The 22,332-nt window shown below is 29.6% G+C and carries 19 protein-coding genes; 18 read left to right on the top strand and 1 reads right to left on the bottom strand.

All coding sequences use genetic code 11. The features are described 5' to 3' along the window. The first annotated feature begins 66 nt into the window (after positions 1-66). Positions 67-432 (top strand): CoA-binding protein, encoded by a 366-nt coding sequence (locus O9267_RS06970; protein WP_298177516.1) that lies wholly within the window; start codon positions 67-69, stop codon positions 430-432. A gap of 174 nt (positions 433-606) precedes the next feature. Here the strand turns inward: O9267_RS06970 and O9267_RS06965 are convergent, their stop codons facing one another. Further along, the gene (locus O9267_RS06965) at positions 607-2,148 is read right to left on the bottom strand and encodes a sodium:solute symporter (RefSeq protein WP_298177514.1); all 1,542 of its coding nucleotides are present in this window, start codon (positions 2,146-2,148) and stop codon (positions 607-609) included. A 150-nt stretch (positions 2,149-2,298) separates the two neighbouring features. Here O9267_RS06965 and recR point away from each other — a divergent pair, with 150 nt between their 5' ends. The 17 genes from recR to O9267_RS06880 all read left to right on the top strand — a co-directional run bounded on the left by recR (position 2,299) and on the right by O9267_RS06880 (position 22,332). Next, on the top strand, positions 2,299-2,919 hold the full coding sequence (gene recR / locus O9267_RS06960; RefSeq protein WP_298177511.1) for a recombination mediator RecR: 621 nt from the start codon (positions 2,299-2,301) through the stop codon (positions 2,917-2,919). A 71-nt stretch (positions 2,920-2,990) separates the two neighbouring features. Then, positions 2,991-3,776: a polysaccharide biosynthesis/export family protein gene (locus O9267_RS06955; RefSeq protein WP_298177510.1), complete on the top strand. Its 786-nt coding sequence runs from the start codon at positions 2,991-2,993 to the stop codon at positions 3,774-3,776. 10 nt (positions 3,777-3,786) lie between these two features. Next, positions 3,787-6,231, top strand: a complete 2,445-nt coding sequence (locus O9267_RS06950; RefSeq protein ID WP_298177508.1) for a tyrosine-protein kinase — start codon at positions 3,787-3,789, stop codon at positions 6,229-6,231. Between the two features lie 3 nt (positions 6,232-6,234). Continuing rightward, on the top strand, positions 6,235-7,203 hold the full coding sequence (locus O9267_RS06945) for an SDR family oxidoreductase (protein ID WP_298177506.1): 969 nt from the start codon (positions 6,235-6,237) through the stop codon (positions 7,201-7,203). A 16-nt stretch (positions 7,204-7,219) separates the two neighbouring features. Further along, positions 7,220-8,611: a UDP-glucose 6-dehydrogenase gene (locus O9267_RS06940; RefSeq protein WP_298177504.1), complete on the top strand. Its 1,392-nt coding sequence runs from the start codon at positions 7,220-7,222 to the stop codon at positions 8,609-8,611. 25 nt (positions 8,612-8,636) lie between these two features. Beyond that, complete coding sequence (locus O9267_RS06935) at positions 8,637-9,914, top strand: nucleotide sugar dehydrogenase (protein WP_298177502.1); 1,278 nt, start codon at positions 8,637-8,639, stop codon at positions 9,912-9,914. 10 nt (positions 9,915-9,924) lie between these two features. Then, positions 9,925-10,971, top strand: coding sequence for a dTDP-glucose 4,6-dehydratase (gene rfbB, locus O9267_RS06930; RefSeq protein ID WP_298177500.1), 1,047 nt, complete (start codon positions 9,925-9,927; stop codon positions 10,969-10,971). Between the two features lie 24 nt (positions 10,972-10,995). Beyond that, complete coding sequence (locus O9267_RS06925; protein WP_298177498.1) at positions 10,996-12,507, top strand: oligosaccharide flippase family protein; 1,512 nt, start codon at positions 10,996-10,998, stop codon at positions 12,505-12,507. A 140-nt stretch (positions 12,508-12,647) separates the two neighbouring features. Beyond that, positions 12,648-13,745: a polysaccharide pyruvyl transferase family protein gene (locus O9267_RS06920; RefSeq protein ID WP_298177496.1), complete on the top strand. Its 1,098-nt coding sequence runs from the start codon at positions 12,648-12,650 to the stop codon at positions 13,743-13,745. Between the two features lie 3 nt (positions 13,746-13,748). Continuing rightward, on the top strand, positions 13,749-14,882 hold the full coding sequence (locus O9267_RS06915; RefSeq protein WP_298177494.1) for a glycosyltransferase: 1,134 nt from the start codon (positions 13,749-13,751) through the stop codon (positions 14,880-14,882). An 11-nt stretch (positions 14,883-14,893) separates the two neighbouring features. Then, positions 14,894-15,982 carry a glycosyltransferase family 4 protein gene (locus tag O9267_RS06910; RefSeq protein ID WP_298177492.1) on the top strand — a complete coding sequence of 363 codons (1,089 nt, stop codon included), beginning with the start codon at positions 14,894-14,896 and terminating at the stop codon, positions 15,980-15,982. Then, positions 15,979-17,103, top strand: a complete 1,125-nt coding sequence (locus tag O9267_RS06905; protein WP_298177490.1) for a glycosyltransferase — start codon at positions 15,979-15,981, stop codon at positions 17,101-17,103. Before O9267_RS06910 ends, O9267_RS06905 begins: the two co-directional genes overlap by 4 nt. 56 nt (positions 17,104-17,159) lie before the next feature. Further along, positions 17,160-18,203 (top strand): EpsG family protein, encoded by a 1,044-nt coding sequence (locus tag O9267_RS06900; RefSeq protein ID WP_366521998.1) that lies wholly within the window; start codon positions 17,160-17,162, stop codon positions 18,201-18,203. 9 nt (positions 18,204-18,212) lie between these two features. Beyond that, positions 18,213-19,118 (top strand): glycosyltransferase family 2 protein, encoded by a 906-nt coding sequence (locus tag O9267_RS06895; RefSeq protein WP_298177489.1) that lies wholly within the window; start codon positions 18,213-18,215, stop codon positions 19,116-19,118. After that, complete coding sequence (locus tag O9267_RS06890; RefSeq protein WP_298177487.1) at positions 19,118-20,155, top strand: GNAT family N-acetyltransferase; 1,038 nt, start codon at positions 19,118-19,120, stop codon at positions 20,153-20,155. The genes O9267_RS06895 and O9267_RS06890 overlap by 1 nt, the downstream gene beginning before the upstream one ends. Position 20,156: 1 nt before the next feature. Beyond that, positions 20,157-21,107: a polysaccharide deacetylase family protein gene (locus tag O9267_RS06885; protein ID WP_298177485.1), complete on the top strand. Its 951-nt coding sequence runs from the start codon at positions 20,157-20,159 to the stop codon at positions 21,105-21,107. Positions 21,108-21,201: 94 nt separating this feature from the next. After that, positions 21,202-22,332 carry a glycosyltransferase family 4 protein gene (locus O9267_RS06880; RefSeq protein WP_298177484.1) on the top strand — a complete coding sequence of 377 codons (1,131 nt, stop codon included), beginning with the start codon at positions 21,202-21,204 and terminating at the stop codon, positions 22,330-22,332.

Raw genomic sequence — 22,332 nt, 5'->3', positions numbered from 1 at the left:
GGCAAAGATAAATAAAGTATTAATGTCTAAAGTTAATATAAAAACAATTATCCGTAATTTTGCATTATGAAAAATAAGAAAACTTTAGTTCTTGGTGCTTCCACCAAACCCGAAAGATACGCTTTCAAAGCCATAACAATGCTAGTTGACAAAGGTCATTCGGTTATAGCCATCGGTCAAAATCAAGGCGAAGTTGCCGGAATTTCCATAAAAACTAAAAATATTCCGCTTGCCAATATCGATACTGTTACTTTGTACCTCAATCCGGTGCGCCAACGTGATTATTACAATTATATAATCGAAACCAAGCCTAAAAGAGTAGTCTTCAATCCAGGAACCGAAAACCCAGAGTTTTATCAGTTACTCAAAGCCAATTCAATCAAAGTAGAAGAAGCTTGTACATTGGTTTTATTGACAACTAATCAATATTAGGAGCAAGAGGCTCGGGATTTATCAGTGATGGTAATTCCCGCTTTTCGTTCCAATCTTTTATAACTCCGACAGAGTTCAAAACTCTGTCGGAGTTATAAAAGGATTTCCACTGCAATCGGGGCTAGAGAGGTTTCCATTTTAATTTTTGATTAGAAACTTATGAAAGTTCCATTCCTAAAACTTCGTCTGACTAGTAGCAGGTTTGCTAATAATCAATAATCCTATAAAAGTAATCAATCCGTTAACGATGATTAATTCGTTATCAATTACATAATCTCCAAAAAGTGCTGCTGAATTTTTTGCAATTAAAAAACAAACCAAAGGCGAAATCACACAAATAAAAGGAACCAATTTATCGTGAACCGTTTTCGATTTCATAAACAAACCAAAAGCATACAATCCTAAAAGTGGCCCATAAGTATAACTCGCTACTTTAAAAATCATCGTCACCACCGATTTGTCATTCAGCGAATTAAATATAATTATCACCAAAAACATCAATACCGAAAATCCAACATGAACCAAGTGTCTAGTTCTAACTAATTTTTTATTTCTAATTTCAATTTCTTCTTGACTTTTGATATTGCTATTGCTATTGACATTGCCATTTTCTTTATCCATTCCGAGAAAGTCAACGCAAAAAGAAGTTGTCAAAGCAGTCAAAGCCGAATCGGTTGTAGCAAAAGTCGCTGCGGTCAATCCTAATAAAAATACAACTGCAGGAACAATATTCAGGTAATTAAAAGCAATTTCAGGAAATAATAAATCAGTACGTTTTACACCATCAACCATTGGAACTGCAATTCCGTTTTTTTCTGCATATAAGTAAAGTAAAGCACCAACACTCAAAAAGAAAATATTAATCACGACAAAAATTCCTGTGAAAGTGAACATGTTTTTTTGAGCTTCGCCAATGTTTTTGCAACTCAAATTCTTTTGCATCAAATCTTGGTCTAATCCAACCATGGCAATAGTTACAAAGATTCCACCCAAAATTTGTTTCAAAACAAAGTTGCCTTTTAGATAATCTTCATAAAAGAAAATTTTAGAATAATTACTGTTTTTAATTGCTTCAAAAGCTTCTGTAAAATTATAATCCAAACTATTACAGATAAAAATAATCGTCAAGAAAACCGATGAAACTAAGAAAAAGGTTTGCAAAGAGTCAGTAATAATTATTGTTTTCAATCCGCCACGATAGGTGTAAGCAAAAATTAATGCTAATGAAATTAAAACCGTTACCGCAAAAGGAATATTGTAAACGTCAAAAACAAAACGTTGTAACACAATCACTACCAAATACAAGCGAAAAGCTGAACCAATAGTGCGACTTATCAAGAAAATTGTGGCAGCAGTTTTATAACTTACAACACCTAATCTTTGTTCGATATAACTATAAATCGAAGTCAAATTCATGCGATAATAGAGTGGAAGCAAGACCGTTGCAATTATGATAAAACCAATAGCATTTCCCAAAACAAATTGAAAATATTTGAACTGCAAATCAGGATTTCCAACTTCGCCAGGAACCGAAATAAAAGTCACGCCAGAAAGCGCCGTTCCAATCATTCCAAACGCTACTAAATACCATTTAGAATTTTTATTTGCCTTAAAAAAAGCATCGTTACTACTGTCTTTTTTACTAACAAGATTCGAAATAAGAATAAGAACACCGAAATAGATAATGATAATGGCTAAAATAGTTCCTGAAGACATAAATAGTTTTTTTGGTTGTGCTAAAATAGAAATAAAAGAGAATATAGAGTAAAGAAAATAGAAAAAAGACAAAATGAATGTTTAACAAACTTTCTATAATTCTATTCTCTTTTTTCTATTCTCTTTTTCAAAAATAACTACTTTTGCCAAATGGAATTTTCATCAAAACTTCTCGAAAAAGCGGTCAACGAAATGGCACAATTACCAGGAATTGGTAAACGAACTGCCTTACGATTGGTATTGCATTTATTGAAACAACCTAGCGAACAAACTCATTTTTTATCGCAAGCGTTAACTTCAATGCGCGATGAGATTAAATTCTGTAAAAATTGCCACAATATTTCCGATGTTGATGTGTGCGAAATTTGCTCAAATGCTTTAAGAAATCATAAAATAATTTGTGTTGTTGAAGACGTTAGAGATGTTATGGCTATTGAAAACACTAATCAATTTAAAGGAATTTATCATGTTCTTGGCGGGAAAATTTCGCCTATTGACGGTGTTGGTCCAAGTCAATTGAATATCAATTCGTTAGTTGAAAAAGTAAAATTAGGTTCGATAGAAGAAATTATTTTTGCTTTAAGTTCCACAATGGAAGGCGATACTACCAATTTTTATGTTTTCAAACAAATAAAAGATTATAATATTAAAACATCAACAATCGCAAGAGGAATTGCAGTTGGAGACGAATTAGAGTATGCCGATGAGGTAACTTTAGGAAGGAGCATTGTGCAACGAGTTCCATTTGAGAATTCTTTGAAAAATATTTAATTCAATAATATGCACAACTTTTTTGTATTTAGAATTGAAAAACTATCTTTGTTTGCTAAAATCCGTTAAGAATGAGTTTCAGAATTTTTATACTATTATTTTTTGCTGGTTATTTTTTTAATTCTTGTGTGCCTTCAAAAGATATTATCTATTTGCAAAACAAAGAAAATGCAGAGAATGCTCCAGTTGCACAGATTCCTTTTAAACCTTATCGATTACAAGTAAGTGATGTGTTAAGTGTTACAGTTTCTGCTATTGATCCAAAATTAGTTGAGATTTTTAATACTGGTTCTGGTAGTTCTTCTGATGTATCAAGTGATATTCTTTATTACAATGGATATTTAATTGATGATCATGGTAATATAAGGTTGCCGATTCTAGGGGAAGTTAATGTTATTGCACTAACCACAGATGAGGTAAGAGAAAAAATAGAAACTTTATTGTTAAAAGATCATTTTAAAAAAGAAGCTGGAATATTTGTAAGTGTTAAATTAGCAGGTTTTAGATATACCATAAATGGTGAAATTTCTCAACCAGGAACTAAAATTTTAAATCTGAATAAGGTTTCTGTTTTAGATGCTATAGCTAATGCTGGCGATATTACGGTTACAGGAAATAGAAAAGATGTTATGATAATAAGACAATTTCCGCAAGGTGTACAAACATTTTCGATCGATTTGACAAACTATAGTGCGTTACAATCTCCTAATTTTTATTTACAACCTAACGATTATGTTTATGTCAAGCCATTAAAGCAAAAGACTTGGGGAACAGGTACAACTGGAATTCAGTCTTTAAGCTCTATTATTACAATACTGTCTTTGGTTACAACAACTTTTTTACTATTACAAAAATAAACTAATTTAGATGTTAGATATAAAAGATTTTAATTTTCTTGAAAATCATAATAATTTTGACTTCAAAGGCTTTTTGATAAAAGTTACAGGTTATTGGAAATGGTTTATATTTTTTATTCTTTTTTGTATGTTTATAGCATATCAAGTTAATGTAAGAAAACAAAAAATATATGCATTAGAGACAACTATTGGAATAAATGAAGAAGATAATCCTCTTTTTACATCCAATACTAGTTTAGTTTTTAATTGGGGGGGTACTTCAGACAAGGTTGCAACAATTGCGTCAACTCTAAAATCTAGAAGTCATAATGAGATTGTAGTTGAAAAACTAAGTTATTATATTGATTATCTTCAAGATAGAAAGTATTTTGAAGAAAGTGTATATGGCAGCTGTCCTTTTGAAGTTCAAATAGATAAAAAGCTTCCTCAATTAGCAAATCAGCCAATTTCTATTAAATTTATTTCACCAACTCAATATCAAATTAGAGTAGATTTTGAATTAAATACAGTTAATACATATAGATATTCAGATTATTCCTCAAGTATGGTTGGCGTAACTGAGGGAGTTTTTTCAAAAAGTTATAAAATAGGAGAATATATAAATCTTCCTTTTTTAAGTTGGAAATTAGTTCTTAAGAAAAATTCTGAAAATTTTGTTGGTCAAGAATATAAGGTGAGGTTTGATGATTATAATGGTGTAGTTCAAAATTATAAAAATATTAAAGTTGATATTGACGATAAAGCACCCTCAATTTTGAAATTATCTTTGGAAGGTACTAATAAGGCTAGAATAGTTGATTATCTTAATGAAACTGTAAGGGTTTTGATTAAAAATCAGTTGGATAAAAAAAATCTATTTGCTGATAATACCATTAATTTTATTGATACGACTTTGGCATTAATGGAACTTAAATTAAGAGATGCCAATGATGATTTAAAAGAATTTAGTAAAAATAAAAATGTCATTGAGATAGAACAAGGAGGGTTTAATGTTCAAAATAAAATGCTTGAATTAGATTTAGAACGAGATTTAATAGCAAGAAAAATAAATTACTTCAATACATTATCAAATTATCTTAAAAATAGTAAAGATTACTCTAAATTGCCAGCGCCATCCGTTGCCGGTATTGATGACCCTAATATCATAATGAATGTTTCTAATTTAATTGAATTATCAGTTAGACGGTCTGAAATGATGTATAGCGTTAAGAGTGATGTTATGCTAAATAATATTGATAACGAGATAACTTCTGTTAAGAAAGTACTTTTGGAAAATATTGAAGCTGCAAAAAATGCTATACAATATTCTTATAATCAAGTTAATAATAAAATAAATTTAGCGGAAAATGACATAAGACAGATGCCAGATGATAAACAAGAACTTGTCAAGATTATGAGAAAATATAATCTGAGCGATAATATTTATCAAACGTATTTGCAAAAAAGAAGTGAGGCATCAATAGTTAAAGCAGCAAATCTTTCTGATATTCAATTTATAGATTCTGCCAAAGATATTGGTGGAGGATTAGTAGGTCCTAAAACTGGAGTTAATTATGTAATTGCTTTATTGTTAGGGTTTTTACTTCCTCTAATTATCATAATATTTATTTTTGCATTTAATAATTCTATTCAAAATTCTGATGATTTAGCTAGGTTGACAAGTATTCCACTAATCGGTGTAGTTGGAGTAAAAAAATCTAAATCATATTTAGCCGTTTTTGAAAAACCAAAATCGGTTTTGTCAGAATCGTTTAGAGCTATTAGATCATCGTTACAATTTTTATACAAAAAGCAAAACCTTCAAGGTTCAAAAACATTAATGCTGACATCAACGGTGAGTGGTGAAGGAAAAACTTTTTGTTCAATAAATATTGCTACCGTTTTCGCATTAAGTGAAAAAAAGACAGTAATTGTTGGGTTAGATTTAAGAAAGCCAAAGATTTTTGACGATTTTAAATTAACAAATGAAGTTGGAGCTGTTAATTACCTAATTGGTCAAAAGACATTAAAAGAGGTTACTAATGCTACTCAAATTCCATATCTTGATGTAATAACATCAGGACCAATTCCACCAAATCCGTCAGAATTGATAATGGGTGATACAATGCACGAGATGATGGAGGAACTAAAGGCTAAATACGATTATATTATTCTTGATACACCACCGCTAGGATTGGTTACAGATGCTTTAGAACTTTCTATTTATGCTGATGTAACAGTATATGTTATGAGACAAAATATAACCAAAAAAAATATGACTGGACTATTGAATAATGCAGTGAAAAGGGGTGAATTATCAAATGTAAGTATTATTTTAAATGGATTTGAGAACAAGGCAAAATATGGAGCTTCTTATGGTTATGATCATGGATACGGTTCATATACTGAAGATAATTTAGATGAAAGTTTTATAAATACATTTTTTAGAAAAATTAAAAACCGATTTAAAATGTAGGTTATGTCTAATAGTATATTAATTACTGGTGGTGCAGGTTTCATAGGGTCTAACTTATGCGAGTATTTCTTATCTAAAAGGAATAAAGTTATTTGTTTAGATAATTTTTCTACTGGTCATCGGCATAATATTGAGCATTTGTTGAAAAATCCTAATTTCTTTTTGATTGAAGGTGATATTACAGATATTATTGTTTGTAATAAAGCAATGGAAGGAGTTGATTATGTATTACACCAAGCAGCTTTGGGCTCGGTTCCACGTTCTATAAATGATCCAATTACAACTAATGAAGTTAATGTTTCAGGCTTCTTAAACATCTTGGTGGCAGCAAGAGATGCTAAAGTAAAAAGATTTATATATGCAGCAAGTTCCTCAACATATGGTGATTCTGAATCTTTGCCTAAAACAGAAAATATTATTGGGAAACCATTATCGCCTTACGCTATAACTAAATATGTAAATGAACTTTACGCTGAAATTTTCAGTAAAACTTACGGTTTAGAAACTATAGGATTGCGCTATTTTAATGTTTTTGGAAGAAAACAAGATCCGAATGGAGCTTATGCAGCAGTAATTCCTAAATTTGTCATGCAATTGATGAAGCATCAAAGTCCTATTATTAATGGAGATGGAAATTATTCAAGAGATTTTACTTATATTGATAATGTAATTCAAATGAATGAACTTGCAATTGAAACAACAAACCCAAATGCTATTAACACAATTTATAACACAGCTTTTGGTGATAGAAATACATTGAATGATTTAGTTGTATATTTAAAGCAATTTTTATCTGAATATGATGCTGAAATTGCTAATGTAAAAATAGAATATGGTCCAAATAGAATAGGAGATATTCCTCATTCTTTAGCTAGCATTGATAAGGCTAAGGAATTATTAGGTTATGAACCTAAATTTTCAATGAAAGAAGGATTAAAAGAAGCAGTAAATTGGTACTGGAATAATTTGTAAAAAAAGATTATATAAAATGAAAATTACTAAAATTTGTTGTATTGGTGCAGGTTACGTTGGTGGTCCAACAATGGCAATTATAGCGCAAAAATGCCCGGACATTACTGTTACAGTAGTTGATATTAATGAAGAAAGAATTGCAAGATGGAATGACAAAGATGTTGATAATATTCCAATTTATGAACCAGGATTAAGTGCTGTTGTTGGTGAAGCAAGAGGTAGAAATCTTTTCTTTTCAACTAATGTAGAAAAGGCTATTGATGAAGCACAATTAATATTTATCTCAGTAAATACGCCAACCAAAACCTATGGAACAGGTAAAGGTATGGCTGCCGATTTAAAGTATATAGAATTATGCGCAAGACAAATTGCAAAAGTTTCAAAAGATGATAAAATTATAGTTGAAAAATCAACTTTACCTGTTCGTACTGCTGAAGCAATTAAAAGCATTTTAGATAATACTGGAAATGGTGTTCAATTTCAAATTTTATCTAATCCAGAATTTCTTGCTGAAGGAACAGCTGTTGAAGATTTATTGAGTCCTGATAGGGTTTTAATTGGTGGCGATGAATCGGCTGAAGGACAAAAAGCAATTCAAGCTTTAGAAGATGTTTATGCAAGATGGGTGCCAAGAGAAAGAATACTAAGAACTAATGTTTGGTCTTCAGAATTATCAAAGTTGACAGCTAATGCGTATTTGGCTCAAAGAGTTTCATCTATAAATGCTTTGTCAGAACTTTGTGAAAAAACGGGTGCAAATGTTAATGAAGTAGCTAAAGCTATCGGAATGGATAGCCGAATTGGTTCAAAATTCCTAAAAGCATCTGTCGGATTTGGAGGTTCTTGTTTTCAAAAAGATATTTTAAACTTAGTATACATTTCTAAATCTTTCGGATTAGATGAAGTTGCCGATTATTGGGAACAAGTAATTATAATGAATGATCACCAAAAAAGAAGATTTGCCAATAATATTGTAAAAACATTATACAATACTGTTGCTGATAAAAAAATAACTTTTCTAGGTTGGGCTTTTAAGAAAGATACTAACGATACAAGAGAATCAGCAGCGATATATGTTGCAGATAATTTGATAAATGAAAACGCCAAAATTGCGGTTTACGATCCTAAAGTTTCTTTAAAACAAGTTTTAGGTGATTTAGATTATTTAGAAACTCGTTCTTCTGAGAAAAATAGTAAGCATGTTGCTTCATTTGATAATGCATACGATGCTTGTAAAGATTCACATGCCATAGCAGTTTTAACCGAATGGGATGAGTTTAAAACCTACGACTGGAATAAAATTTATGACCAAATGCTAAAACCTGCTTTTATTTTCGACGGTAGAAACTTATTAGATGGTGAAAAATTGAAAGAGATCGGATTTGTTTATCAATCAATTGGCTCATAAGAATTAATCAGAATAAAATATAAAAATGAATATCAAAATTGCAATTATTGGTTTGGGTTATGTTGGTTTGCCTCTAGCAAGACTTTTTGCCACTAAATATCCCGTAGTTGGGTTTGATATTAATCAAAAAAGAATTGAGGAATTAAACGCTGGTATTGATAAAACATTAGAAGTCAATGACGAAGATTTAAAAGCAGTTTTAGTTGCCAAACCTCTAGAATCAATTGGACTTTTTTGTAGTAATAACTTAGAAGATATTCAAAACTGTAATTATTACATTATTACGGTTCCGACACCTGTCGATAAAAATAATCGTCCAGATTTAACACCATTGTATAAGTCTAGTGAAACAGTTGGTAAAGTTCTCAAAAAAGGCGACATTGTTATATACGAATCAACAGTATATCCCGGTGTTACAGAAGATGAATGTGTGCCCGTTTTAGAAAAAATAAGCGGATTAAAATTCAATGAAGATTTTTTTGCAGGTTATTCGCCTGAACGAATAAATCCAGGTGATAAAGAACATACGGTTGAAAAAATTCTAAAAGTTACAGCTGGTTCAACTCCTGAAATTGGTGAAAAAGTGGATGCTCTTTATAAATCTGTAATTATTGCTGGAACACATTTGGCACCTACAATAAAAGTTGCTGAAGCTGCAAAAGTTATTGAAAATTCACAACGTGATATCAATATCGCTTTTGTAAATGAGCTAGCTAAAATCTTCAATATTATGGGGATAAATACTCACGATGTTTTAGCGGCTGCTGGTACGAAATGGAATTTTCTTCCTTTTAAACCTGGTTTGGTTGGTGGACATTGCATAGGTGTTGATCCTTATTATTTAGCTCAAAAAGCACAAGAAATGGGATATCATCCCGAAATTATATTAGCTGGAAGACGACTAAATGACAGTATGGGAGAATATGTAGCTTCTCAAATCATTAAATTAATGATTAGAAAAGGAATTACAATAAACAATGCTGATATATTGCTATTAGGAATAACTTTCAAAGAAAATTGTCCTGATGTTAGAAACACAAAAATTGTTGATGTTATAAACGCCCTTAAAGAATATCATGTAAATATTACGATATTTGATCCATGGGCTAATCCTGCAGATGTTTTGCATGAATATAATATTGTAACAACAACAAAATTGCCAGATGCTAAATATGATTCGGTTGTATTAGGTGTTTCGCACAAAGAATTTTTAGACTTAGATATAGAAAAAGTAAGAAAAGAAAACTCGGTTTTATATGATGTAAAAGGGGTTTTGAAAATTAATGTAGATGGAAATCTTTAATTAAATTGTTATGAAAAAAATTGTAATCACAGGTGGTGCAGGTTTTATAGGTTCTCACGTAGTGAGAAGATTTGTGAAAAGTTATCCTAATTATCATATATTCAACCTTGATGCATTGACCTATGCTGGTAATCTTGAAAATATTGCTGATATTCAAAATGAACCAAATTATACTTTCATAAAAGGTGATATTGTAGATGAAACATTTATAAATAATTTGTTTCAAGAGCATCAATTTGATGGAGTAGTGCATCTTGCTGCTGAATCTCACGTTGACCGTTCTATAACCGACCCGCTTTCGTTTGTAAAAACAAATGTAATTGGAACTATGAATCTTTTAAACGCTGCCAAAACAATCTGGAAAGATAATTGTGAAGGCAAAAGATTTTACCATATTTCTACCGATGAGGTTTATGGTTCGCTTGGTGCTGAAGGTTTATTTACTGAAACCACATCTTACGATCCAAATTCACCTTATTCTGCTTCTAAAGCAAGTTCTGACCACTTTGTTAGAGCTTATGGTGAAACGTATGGTTTGCCTTATGTAGTTACCAATTGTTCCAATAATTACGGTCCATTTCATTTTCCTGAAAAATTAATTCCTCTTTTTATAAATAATATTATCAATAACAAACCTTTGCCAGTTTATGGCGATGGTAAATATACTCGTGACTGGCTTTTTGTAGAAGATCATGCTAGAGCAATTGATTTGGTTTTTCATGAAGGAAAAAATCATGAAACCTACAATATTGGAGGTTTTAATGAATGGCAAAACATTGATTTGGTAAAATTATTATGCCAAATAATGGACAAAAAACTAAACAGACCAGAAGGAAAATCGGCAGAATTAATTACCTATGTAAAAGATAGGCCTGGACACGATTTACGTTACGCTATCGATGCAACCAAAATCAACAAAGAATTAGGCTGGAAACCATCTGTTACTTTTGAAGAAGGTCTTGAAAGAACTATCGACTGGTATTTAGCCAACGAAAAATGGTTAAATAATGTGACATCTGGCGAATATGCCAATTATTATAAGAAGCAGTATAATTAATTTGTTTTATAAATTAAACTCAAAATGAACCAAATAAAAATTGGTGTTATACTTTCCTATGTCAATATATTTCTGACTAATGTCATAGGATTAATATTGACTCCTTTTATAATCCGTTCTTTGGGTTCGTCAGAGTATGGGTTGTATACACTTATAGGTTCTTTTATTGCTTATTTAGCTTTAATGGATTTTGGGTTAACTAATACAATTATTCGATTTGTAGCAAAATATAGAGCTGAAAAAAATTCCGAAGGTGAGAAAAAATTTCTAGGCTCTATTTTTATTATTTATTTTGTCATTTCTGCAATTCTTGTGGCAATCGGAGTTTTTTTTTACTTCAAACTGGATGTTATTTTTCAAAAATCGCTTACGGTTGATGAAATTCGTAAAGCAAAAATAATGTTTCAATTTTTAATTTTTGATCTTGCTATTGCTTTGCCTGGCGGTGCTTTTACAGCAATTTGTAATGCTTATGAATATTTTGCAATACCTAGAATAGTTTCAATTATTAAATATCTTTTTAGAACTATAACAATTTTAGCTGTTTTAACTTTAGGTGGAAAAGCTATTTCACTAGTTATAATTGATACTATTTTAAACGTTCTAACAATTCTAACTGTTTCTTATTTTGTTTTCAAAAAATTAAATGTAAAAATCCATTTCAAAGGACTTGAAATTCCTTTAGTTAAGAACATTTTTAAATATTCCATTTGGATATTCATTTATGTAGTAATTCAAACTTTTCAATGGAATTTTGGTCAATTAGTTTTAGGAATTAATACCAATACTTTACAAGTTGCAATTTTCGGTATTGGTATAATGCTAGGCTCTTATTATGGTGCTTTTCCTGCTGCTATCAACAATGTTTTGTTACCAAGAGCAACTCAAATGATCGTGTCCAACAACAATGCGACTGAACTTTCTAAGGCAATGACACAAATAGCTAGAATAAATATAATGGTTCAGTATTTAATTTTGACTGGGTTTATATTATTTGGACAAGCTTTTATAAAGTTATGGGTTGGTGATGAGTACAAACAATCATGGATTATTGCTCTTATTGTAATGGTAGTTTTAACAATACCACTTACACAAAGTTTCGGAAACTCTATATTGGAAGCTAAAAATAAAGTTAAATTTAAAGCTATTCTAAATCTTATTACAATGACATTTGGAGTGTTTTTTGGATATTATTTTTCATTGCACTATGGAATGTTAGGTATCATTAGCTCAATTGCAGCAGCAATGCTGGTCAATAGTGTTATTACCAATGTGTATTTTGTCAAAATATTTGGTTTTGAAATCAATTATTTTTTCAAAGAGGTTTTTCTTAAACAAACATTGTATCTTGCCTTATTGACATTAGGAATGTACTATTTAATATCACTTTTTTCAATCTCAAAATGGATTGAATTATTAGTTTGCGGTTTTGGATTTGTTGTGATTTATTCTTTATTTTATTATTTTATTTTAATGAACGATTACGAAAAAGGATTGATATTAAAGGCGGTTAATAGAAAGCGTCAAAACAAATGATAAATTAATTTTAATTTTTTTAAGTTCTTAATTTTGAGAGAATTTAGAAAAAATATTTCAGTAATTTTGTCGCCGATAAAAGTGACAGATTATTTGAAATTTCTGTTTACAAGAATCAAAAAAAGTTAGCAATACTAATAATGAAAATTAATACCATAACCTGTCACGAAGTATACAACCATGGAGCAAGTCTTCAGGAATACGCTTTGTTATATTATTTGAATTCTAACGGTCACCAAGCGCAAACATTGCATTATAAACCACCTTATTTATCAGGGCATTTGAGTCTTACTGCTGTTTCAAATCCAAGATTTGATAAACCAATACTAAAGCAATTATATTTAGTAGCAAAATTACCAAGTAGAATAAAGGATTTAAAAAGAAAAAAAGCGTTTGATTTATTTTCTCAAAAGTATATTCCAACTGGTAACGAAGAATACACGTCTAATCAGGAATTAAAAAATAAATTACCTATTGCAGACGCTTATATATGTGGAAGTGATCAAATTTGGAACTCTTTTTTTCAAAATGGTAAAGATCCAGCTTTTTATTTAGATTTTGCTCCAGATGATAAACTAAAAATTAGCTACGCCGCCTCATTTGCCATTGATGCTATCGATGAAGATATAAAACCTTTTGTTAGGGAAAAAGTAGCTAGACTTAATGCTGTTGGGGTACGCGAAACTTCGGGTGTAAAAATATTAAATGAGTTAGGTTTAACAGATGTTGAGCAAGTTTTAGATCCAGTTTTTTTGTTAGAATCCGAACATTGGGAAACTAAATTTGTACATCCAATTTCTGAGAAATATGTCTTTATATATGATTTTGATAGCAATCCATTGATTATGGAAATTGCTTTGAAATTAAAAAAAGAAAAAGGATATAAAATATATACTGTCAATAACAATATTACTTATGCAGATAAGAATTTTTGGTTATATGGACCAGAAAAATTTCTTTCCCTAATTTATCATTCTCAATTTAATATTACCAATTCTTTCCATGCTCTTGCCTTTTCAATAATTTTCAAAAAGCAATTTTGTGTTGTCAATAGAACGGATAAAATAAACACTCGAATGAGAGATTTATTGGGGCTGTTTGGCATTGGAAAAAATTTAATTTCAAAATACTCCGAATTTGAAAAATTAGAAGATATTGACTATCTTTTAATACAACCAACTATTGATAAGTCAATTAGCAATTCAAAAAAATTCTTGTTAGAATCATTAAAAAAATAATCTATGAAAAATGTAGTTTTTATTATTGAATCATTACATCTTGGTGGTGCAGAAACTAGCCTTGTAACTTTTTTAAACAATATTAATCACACTAAATATAATGTTGATTTAATCTTGTTTTCAAAAGACAATTTTTTCATTAGTTATTTGCCTAAAGAAGTAAATGTAATATACATTGATCCTCCAAAATTAAGTCTAATAGAAAGAATAAAATACAAAGTATTAAAAAAACTACACGCGAATAAGTTTCATACAGCCCAAACTTTTTGGCCACTTGTTGAACCTAAATTTGAGGTATTCGAAAAAGAATATGATATTGCGCATGCATATAATCAAGGTTTCACTACCTACTATGCTTCTAAATTCATTAAAGCGACAAAAAAATTCGCGTGGATAAATATTGACTATCAAATGGTAAAGTACAATATACAGTTTGATTATCCCTACTATTCTAAGTATGATAAAGTTGTTGTTATTTCGAATGAAGTTGAAAGAGGATTTTTAGAAGAAGTTAGCAAAGTAAACGGGAAGATAGACACTGTTATCATTAAATTATTTGCTGATGATATTATCTTAGACAAAAGAGCTGATGAAAAAATGCCGATAGAATTCAATCCTAACAAAATTAACATAGTTACTACTTGTAGATTAGCTAAGCAAAAAGGATTGCATCTTGCCATAGAAAGTTGTAAAAAATTAATAGATAAAGGGCATCCAGTTCATTGGTATGTTGTTGGTGAAGGTACAGAAAGAGCTTTTCTTGAAGGTTTGATTTCTCAAAATGGAATCCAAGATCATTTTACTTTGGTAGGAAAAACTATAAATCCTTTTCCATTTATGAAAGCTTGCGATATTTATGTTCAAACTAGTTTATTTGAAGGTTGGGGATTGACTTTAATAGAAGCTGTTTTGTTAAAAAAATTAGTGGTAACTACCAATTTTCCAACAGCTTATGATATTGTGGAAAATAACAAAACAGGATTAATTTGTAATATGAATAGTGACGAAATTGTGGCTAACATCGAAAAATACATTAATGATAAAGACTTCACGAAAATGGTTGAAGCAAATTTATTAGAAAGAAAAAATATCGATAAACAAGAAGCTTTATCAATGTTGGAAGAAATATCAAATTAATTTTGAAAAAATTGTTATACATAACTAACGGAATTCACGGAGCTGCTGGACTTGAAAGAGTTTTATCAATCAAAGCAAGTCATCTAGCTGATACGTTTGGTTATAAGGTACATATTCTTACTCTGAACTCATTTGGGCAGCCTTTATTTTATGATTTTAGTAGCAAAATTCAATTGCATGATATTCAAGTTTCAGGTAATCCTATAAACTATATAAAGCAATATGTTTCGGGAGTTAAGAAAGTAATAAAAGAGGTTCAACCAGATATAATTTCAGTTTGTGATGATGGTTTGAAAGCTTTTTTTCTGCCAAAAATCAATCCTATAAATTGCCGCATTATTTACGAAAGACATGTTTCCAAAATCATTGAACTTGGTATAAATCCTTCGTTTATTCAAAAAGCCAAAGTTGCTATCAAATTCAAATTAATGAATCAACTAGCAAAAAGTTTTGACCGATTTGTGGTTTTAACCAATGATAATGTAGCTGAATGGAATTTAAAAAACATAGCGGTAATTTCTAATCCATTATCATTTAATCCTAAAGAATCTTCCTCGCTAGAAGCAAAAAAAGTCATTGCTGTAGGAAGGCAAAATTATCAAAAAGGATTCGACTTGCTTTTACAATCATGGCAAATTGTAAATCAAAAACATCCCGATTGGCAACTTGATATTTATGGAAAATTTGATAAATCACTAGGTTTAGATAAATTGGCAAAAGAATTAAATATAGATAAAAGTGTTTTTTTTCATGAACCAGTAAAAAATATCGAGCAACAGTATTTGGCATCTTCAATATATGCTCTTTCTTCTCGTTACGAAGGATTCGGAATGGTTTTGATTGAAGCAATGGTTTGTGGCGTTCCGTGCGTTTCGTTTGATTGTCCATGTGGGCCAAGTGATATTATCAAAAATAATGAAGACGGATTTTTGGTAAAAAATGGAGATTATAAAGATTTTGCTTCTAAAGTTAATAGATTAATAGAAGAAGATGCTTTGCGAAAAGAAATGGGAAACAAAGCCAAACAAAATGTATTGCGCTATTTGCCTGAAACAATTGTAAAACAATGGGTTAATTTATTTAATGATCTTCCAAAATGAGAATTCTTTTTACAACAGACCAGATTTATCTTCATGGAGGAATTGAAAAAGTAATGGCAGAAAAAGCCAATTATTTTGCCGATGTTTTAAATTATGAAGTCTATATTTTGACTACTGAACAAAAAGGTTATGAACCATGCTACTTTTTGTCGAATAAAATAAAAAGAGTTGATATTGGAGTTAATTATATTAGGTTCATAAGTTATTTTCATCCAAAAAATATTTCTAAAATTCCATTTCATTTTAAGCAATGGAAAAAGACAATTTCAGCTATAAAACCTGATGTAATTATTTCATGTAATTATGCTTTTGATTTTTATTGGACACCTTTTTTTCTTAGACAAATACCAAAACTAAAAGAATTTCATTCATCAAGATATTTTGAAGAAATTGATCGAAAAAATGCTTCTTTTTTGAAAAAGATGATTTTTTTGATTAATGATTTTATTGAATCAAAGTACACTAAATTAATTTTGTTAAATGATGATGAAGCACAATACTACAGAAGTAATAATCTTGAAATAATTCCAAATCCAATAACAATAAATGATGATTCTGTTGCAATTTTAAATAATCATAAGGCTATTGCAGCTGGAAGAATTGCACCAGTAAAAGGTTTTGAAAAAGCAATATTGGCATGGAAAATAGTAGTTGAACAAAATTCTGATTGGGAATTACATATATATGGGCAAGGAGAAAAGAAATATATTGAAAGTCTTCAAAACTTAATAAATGAAAACAATTTGCAAAAAAATGTGATAATAAAAAATGCTGTTTCTAACTTAGATTTGATCTTATTAGATTATTCAATCTATGTAATGACTTCATTAACAGAATGCTTTCCTATGATATTATTGGAATCATTGGCATCAGGCTTGCCAATAGTTTCTTTTGACTGTCCTCATGGGCCAAAAAATATAATAACTAACAATGAAGATGGATTTATTGTTAAAAACCAAGATATTATTGCTCTTTCCGAAAAAATAAATCTTCTAATTAATGATCATGAATTAAGAATTGCAATTGGTAAAAAAGGAAAGCAAAACAGTTATCGATTTTCAAAAGAAAATGTTATTTTAAAGTGGCAAAATTTATTTAATTCATTAATTTTAAAAAATTGAATACATTAATTCCTTTAGAATATTACACCAAAGTATATTACTATTTTTTATTGATAGTGATATTGCTGGTGTTTTTGCAATCAAAAAGATTTGAGATTCAAAATTTTAAGAATCTAGCTTTTACAAACTCTTTAGGAATTTTCTCTTTTTTTTTAATCCTTTTTTATATGGGACTTCGTCCTGTTAGTGGCGAATACTTTGTTGATATGGCGACCTATGCTCGTCAGTTTCAAGCCTATTCCAACGGTGAACCAATAAATGAAGAAAGAGATGTTTATTTTGAATATTTTACAAAATTCTGTACTACTATAATGTCGCTTGAAGTTTATTTTCAAGTTCTAGCAATTTTATATTTAGTTCCTCTTTATGTTGCGTCAAGAAGAATTTTCAAAGAATATTGGTATTATGCCTTTTTAATGATAATCTCATCCCTAATCTTTTGGAATGCAGGAGTTAACGGAATAAGGAATGGTGTTGCTACTTCTTTCTTTTTATTAGGAATATCTTATTCTAACAAAAAGATAGTAATGGCATGCTTTATGGCAGTTGCTTTTGCATTTCATAAATCTACTTTATTACTAATAGCTATTTATCTTTTTACAACATTTTATAAAAACACTAAATATATTCTAGCTTTTTGGTTTTTATCAATTCTACTTTCTTTAGCATTAGGTGGTTTTTGGGAAAGTTTTTTCCTCAATTTTGGTTTTGGAGAAGATGAACGATTAACTGGTTATTTATCTACAGATCAAGATGATTTAGATATGGCTGTAAAAGTAGGTTTTCGTTGGGATTTCTTGTTGTATAGTGCAACAGGTGTTTATACAGGGTGGTATTTTATTTTCAAAAAGAAATTTGAAGATATCTATTATAATCATCTTTTCAATATTTATTTATTAGCAAATGCAACTTGGATTTTGGTAATTAGAGCCAATTATTCCAATAGATTTGCTTATTTATCTTGGTTTATGTTGGGTGTAATTATTATTTATCCATTGCTTAAAATCAAATTTTTTACCAAGCAACACGAAATTGTGGGTAAAATTATATTGGGTTATTTTTTATTTACTTATCTATTAAATGTTATTTTAGCTAAATAATTTTTGCTTATGAAAACACTAACTATTTTTACACCAACATACAATAGAGCTTATTGTCTTCATTTGTGTTACGAAAGTTTACTTAGACAGACTTCCAATGATTTTGAATGGCTTATAGTTGATGATGGTTCTACCGATACTACTAAAGAGTTGGTGCAAGGTTGGATTAACGAAAATAAAATTCCTATTAGATATAGCTATAAAATAAATCAAGGAATGCATTCTGGACACAATGCGGCTTATAGCCAAATAAGTACAGAACTAAATGTTTGTGTTGATTCAGATGATTATATGCCAGATGATGCTGTTGAAAAAATAATTGCTCTTTGGCGCAAATACGGTAGCGATAAATACGCTGGACTAATAGGTCTTGACGAAACAATTAATAAAACTATAATTGGAACTAAGTTTCCTGATGATGTAAAAGAATGTACTTATGGTGAATTAAAGCCTAAATACGGTGTTGTTGGCGATAAAAAAATAATTTATAGAACAGAAGTTGTTAAACAATTAGAGCCTTATCCAATATTTGAAGGTGAAAAATTTGTGCCGTTGTATTTCCCAATTGTGATTGATAAAGAGTATAAGTTATTATCATTCAATGAAGTTTTTTGTACAGTAGATTATCAGTTAGATGGTTCAACCTTAAACATTTATAATCAATATTTCAAAAACCCTAAAGGATTTTCTTTTTCCCGAAAAATAGAAATGATTTATTTGCCGTTTACTTCCCAAAAAATTAAAAGTTGTATTCATTATGTTGCAACTAGCATTATGACTAAAAATTTTGGCTTTTTGAAAGAATCTCCTAAAAAGATTTTTACTTTTTTGGCAATACCTTTCGGAATAGCTTTTTATATTTACCTTTTAAAGAAAAAAAATAAGACAAGAGACATAACAAAATATGTAAGCTAATGAATGAAATACTAGGGTTAAATCAGGAAACAATTAATTATTACAAGGCATGTTTTGATAATAATGGCGTAGAGAAAGATTTGCCGTCATTAAAATGGCAATTTTTCGAAAATAATGCAGAAAATTTTGTTGATATTGAGTTTGATGCCAATGCTAAAAAAGCGGCAGCAATTTATGCCACATTTGGTGTCAAGTTTAAAATTGGAGACAAAGTTTATCTTGGCAGCCAGTCTCTAGACACAATGACCGATATTGATTATAGAGGTAAAGGATTGTTTATTAAGTTGGCTAAAGATGTTTATAAAAAAGCAAAAGATAATGAAGTTGCTTTAGTTTATGGTTTTCCAAATGGTAATTCAATTCATGGATTTATAACCAAATTAGAATGGAAGAAACTAGATCCGCTTCCTTTTTTAATAAAACCATTAAAAACAAAGTATTTTACCGAAAGGATTAAGTTTTTAAGCTTTTTACCAAATATTAATTTGTCTTTTTCTACACATAAAACCAATAAGAAATATAGTATTAAAGAAGAAAATCATTTTCCAGATAATGTAACTGCTTTATGGAATAAATTTTCAAAACAAATTCAGGTAGCTGTCAATAGGGATAAAGCGTATTTAGATTGGCGCTATATTCATAAACCTGGAGGCGATTACACAATAGCCAATTGTTATGATGCTCAAAATAATTATGTCGGATTTGTAATTTTTACTGTAAAAGAAAAGCATAATGGAAAAATAGGCTATCTAATGGAGTTAATGTATGATTTAGACAATCCTAAGGCTGGAAAATTGCTGCTTAATTATGCTATTAGTAAAATTAAAAACCAAAAAGCAGATTGTATTCTGAGTTGGAATTTAGAGCATTCTCCTAATAATGGTGTTTTTAAAAAGGCATTCTTTATAAATATGCCTGAAAAATTTAGACCAATAGAGCTACATTTTGGAGTAAGAGCTTTCAAAGATGATTTGGCAACTATTGTAGATAATAGAAATAATTGGTACATAAGTTATTCTGATTCTGATACAGTGTAAAATGGGAAACGGTAAGTTTATAATATCTTTAGATTTTGAATTGCATTGGGGCGGACCTGAAAATTGGGAATTGAATCTTTTTAAAGATTACTTCGATACCACTAGAAAATCCATTCCAACTGTCTTATCACTTTTTGAAAAGTATAATATTCATGCAACTTGGGCAACAGTTGGATTTCTATTTGCCAAAAACAAAGAACAATTACTAGCTTATTGTCCTAAAGATAGACCAACTTACAATAATAAAATCTTATCTTACTATAATTTAATAGATGCTAATCAAGTAGGTGAAAATGAGATTGATGATCCATATCACTATGCACCATCTTTAATTTCAAAAATTTTACAAACTCCCAATCAAGAGTTAGGAACGCACACTTTTGCTCATTATTATTGTAATGAAGAAGGTCAAAATAAATTTCAATTTGATCAAGACTTGAAAGCAGCCCAAGCTTTAGCCAAAGAAAATTTTAATGTTGAATTGAAATCTCTAGTATTTCCACGAAATCAATTTAATGAAGAGTATTTGGAAATTGCCAAACAAAATGGGATAAAGGTAGTAAGATCAAATCCTGATGTTTGGTTTTGGAAAAGCACCTCTAAGTTTATTCCTATTGCAAGAGCTTTTGATACACTGTTTCCAATTAGCAAAACAGTTACTTTTCATGAGGATAATATTAAAAAACAAGATGTAGTATTGTTACCAGCAAGCAGATTTTTAAGACCTTATACTGAAAGAGAAAAGCTTATTCAAAAAATAAAGATTAATAGAGTCAAGTCTGAAATGGAATATGCTGCCAAAAATAATAAAGTATACCATTTATGGTGGCATCCGCACAATTTTGGAAATTCTATAGACATGAATCTATTTTATCTTGAAGAGATTTTGAAACATTTTCAAAAGTTAAAAACTCAATTTAGTTTTCAATCTTGCTCAATGATAGAGATGTAGTATTCTTACAATATTTTCATTTTGAGACAATTATAAAAATGATGCCTAATTTTAAAGAGAAATGTCTATTTTTGCAACAATATTTGAGGCTGATATGAGAAAAAAAATATGCTTTATCGTTGCAACACCTATTACAGCAAACGCTTTCTTGTTAAAGCATTTTGAATATTTAGCTCAAGAATTTGATATATATCTTGTAGCCAATTTTGAAGATAATACTAAAATAAAATTTTCAAGCCCATTTGTAAAAGAGATTAAAAACGTAAATATTCACCGAGATATTTCAATATTAAAGGATTTTCAGGCTTTAATAAAGTTAAGAAAATATTTAAAAAACAATAACTTTGATGCTGTTCATACAGTAACTCCAAAAGCTGGTTTAATTGGTATTCTCGCTTCTAAATTAGCGGGTATTAAAACTAGGATTCATATTTTTACAGGTCAAGTTTGGCATACTAAAAATGGAATTTTCAAGACAATTCTTAAGAATATAGACAGATTCATAGTTTTTTGTGCAACCGATATTTTAGTCGATGGACATTCGCAAAGACAATTTTTAATTCAAAATAATATTATTAAGGAAAGTAATTCTGCTGTTCTTGGGAAAGGTTCTATAAGCGGTGTAGATACTAGTAAATTTATTCCTAATCCAGTAATTAAACAAAAATATAGAGATGAATTTAACTTTACTAACGAAGTCGTTTTTTTGTTTTTGGGTAGATTAAATATTGATAAAGGAGTTGTTGATTTAGCTAATGCATTTTTAATTTTAAATAAAGAATTTCCACAATCTAGACTAATTTTTGTTGGTCCAGATGAAGAAAATATTCAAGATAAAATAACAAAGTTGGGCGTCAATAATGCTACAATAATTTTTTACGGAGCAACTTCCAATCCTCAAGATGTATTACAAATGGCAGATGTTTTTTGTTTGCCAAGCTATCGAGAAGGTTTTGGGACTAGTGTTATTGAAGCATCACTTCTTAAGTTGCCAATTATCTGTAGTGATACATATGGTTTAACTGAAACAATACTCGAAAACAATACCGGATTACGTCACAAGGTTAAAGATGTTGATTCAATTTTAAGCCAAATGAGAAAAATGATGAATCCTGATTTAAGGAATAAATTGGGTACTAATGGGCGACAATATGTTTTAGATAATTTTTCGGCGGAAATGATTTCTAAAGAATGGCTAGAGTTTTACAAACAGAAATTATCCTAA

Source organism: Flavobacterium sp., assembly GCF_027531705.1.
Lineage (GTDB): Bacteria > Bacteroidota > Bacteroidia > Flavobacteriales > Flavobacteriaceae > Flavobacterium.
Note: the sequence above shows the minus strand (reverse complement) of the source record. Positions and strands in the feature narration are given on the sequence as shown.

Coding starts and splice junctions, on each gene's coding strand:
- O9267_RS06970 (WP_298177516.1), top strand. CDS start 67: ATGAAAAATAAGAAAACTTTAGTTCTTGGTGCTTCCACCAAACCCGAA.
- O9267_RS06965 (WP_298177514.1), bottom strand. CDS start 2,148: ATGTCTTCAGGAACTATTTTAGCCATTATCATTATCTATTTCGGTGTT.
- recR (WP_298177511.1), top strand. CDS start 2,299: ATGGAATTTTCATCAAAACTTCTCGAAAAAGCGGTCAACGAAATGGCA.
- O9267_RS06955 (WP_298177510.1), top strand. CDS start 2,991: ATGAGTTTCAGAATTTTTATACTATTATTTTTTGCTGGTTATTTTTTT.
- O9267_RS06950 (WP_298177508.1), top strand. CDS start 3,787: ATGTTAGATATAAAAGATTTTAATTTTCTTGAAAATCATAATAATTTT.
- O9267_RS06945 (WP_298177506.1), top strand. CDS start 6,235: ATGTCTAATAGTATATTAATTACTGGTGGTGCAGGTTTCATAGGGTCT.
- O9267_RS06940 (WP_298177504.1), top strand. CDS start 7,220: ATGAAAATTACTAAAATTTGTTGTATTGGTGCAGGTTACGTTGGTGGT.
- O9267_RS06935 (WP_298177502.1), top strand. CDS start 8,637: ATGAATATCAAAATTGCAATTATTGGTTTGGGTTATGTTGGTTTGCCT.
- rfbB (WP_298177500.1), top strand. CDS start 9,925: ATGAAAAAAATTGTAATCACAGGTGGTGCAGGTTTTATAGGTTCTCAC.
- O9267_RS06925 (WP_298177498.1), top strand. CDS start 10,996: ATGAACCAAATAAAAATTGGTGTTATACTTTCCTATGTCAATATATTT.
- O9267_RS06920 (WP_298177496.1), top strand. CDS start 12,648: ATGAAAATTAATACCATAACCTGTCACGAAGTATACAACCATGGAGCA.
- O9267_RS06915 (WP_298177494.1), top strand. CDS start 13,749: ATGAAAAATGTAGTTTTTATTATTGAATCATTACATCTTGGTGGTGCA.
- O9267_RS06905 (WP_298177490.1), top strand. CDS start 15,979: ATGAGAATTCTTTTTACAACAGACCAGATTTATCTTCATGGAGGAATT.
- O9267_RS06895 (WP_298177489.1), top strand. CDS start 18,213: ATGAAAACACTAACTATTTTTACACCAACATACAATAGAGCTTATTGT.
- O9267_RS06890 (WP_298177487.1), top strand. CDS start 19,118: ATGAATGAAATACTAGGGTTAAATCAGGAAACAATTAATTATTACAAG.
- O9267_RS06885 (WP_298177485.1), top strand. CDS start 20,157: ATGGGAAACGGTAAGTTTATAATATCTTTAGATTTTGAATTGCATTGG.
- O9267_RS06880 (WP_298177484.1), top strand. CDS start 21,202: ATGAGAAAAAAAATATGCTTTATCGTTGCAACACCTATTACAGCAAAC.